This is a genomic window from Halomonas urmiana, assembly GCF_005780185.1.
In the GTDB taxonomy this organism is placed as follows: Bacteria; Pseudomonadota; Gammaproteobacteria; order Pseudomonadales; family Halomonadaceae; genus Halomonas; species Halomonas urmiana.
Genome location: NZ_VBUI01000071.1, coordinates 1 through 934, shown reverse-complemented (window position 1 = coordinate 934; position 934 = coordinate 1). Strand labels below are relative to the sequence as shown.

Sequence of the window (934 nt, the reverse complement as noted above, 5' to 3'; positions counted from 1 at the left end):
CGCGTCATCGAACCGATTTTCGAGCATGAGTTCCTGCCGATGAGCTACGGCTTTCGCCCGGGGCGAGGCTGCCAGGACGCACTGCGGGACGTCGACGAGGCCCTCAAGGCTGGCATGACCTGGGTGGTCGATGCCGACCTGCAGGGCTACTTCGACAGCATTCCGCATGACCGGCTGATGGCGCGAGTCGAGGAACGGATCAGTGACGGGCGTCTTCTGTCGCTGCTCCGCGCCTGGCTGACACAGGACATCGTGAGTGAGATGGCCCGCTGGACGCCCACGGCCGGATCGCCTCAAGGGGCGATCGTTAGTCCCCTGCTGGCGAATGTCTACCTGCACCCGCTGGACGTGGAAATGACTCGGCACGGCTATCGCATGGTGCGATACGCCGATGATTTCGTGATCCTCTGTCACAGCGAACGGCAGGCTCGAGACGCGCTCGAACGGATCCGCCGCTGGGTCGATGCCAATGGCCTGACTCTGCACCCGGACAAGACTCACATCGGGGACTGCCGGCAGAAGGACCAGGGCTTCGACTTCCTGGGCTACCGCTTCGAGGCAGGCAGGCGCTGGGTGCGCAAGAAGAGTCTCAAGGCCTTCAAGGACAAGGTGAGAAGCAAGACCCGCCGGACGGAAGGCAAGAGCCTGCGGCAGGTCATCGCCTCACTGAACCCGATCCTGCGAGGCTGGTTCGGCTACTTCAAGCACGCCTACCGGACGACGTTTGGGATACTGGATAGCTTCATTCGCCGACGGCTGCGCGCCCTCCTGCGCAAGCAGGAGAAGCGTCCTGGCCGCGGCGGGACCCAGGCTGACCATCGGCGCTGGCCGAACAAGACCTTCGCCAACGCCGGGCTTTTCACCATGACGGAAGCCTGGCGGAAGGCGAGCCAATCCCGATGAGGAAACCATCGACTGGAGAGCCGTGTGCGGG

At 63.9% G+C, this 934-nt stretch carries 1 protein-coding gene; it reads left to right on the top strand.

Features of this window, described 5'->3' with window-relative positions:
• Window positions 1-903: reverse transcriptase domain-containing protein (locus tag FEI13_RS18790; RefSeq protein WP_138183013.1), on the top strand; the 903-nt coding region annotated here is incomplete at its 5' end.
• Window positions 904-934: the final 31 nt, after the last annotated feature.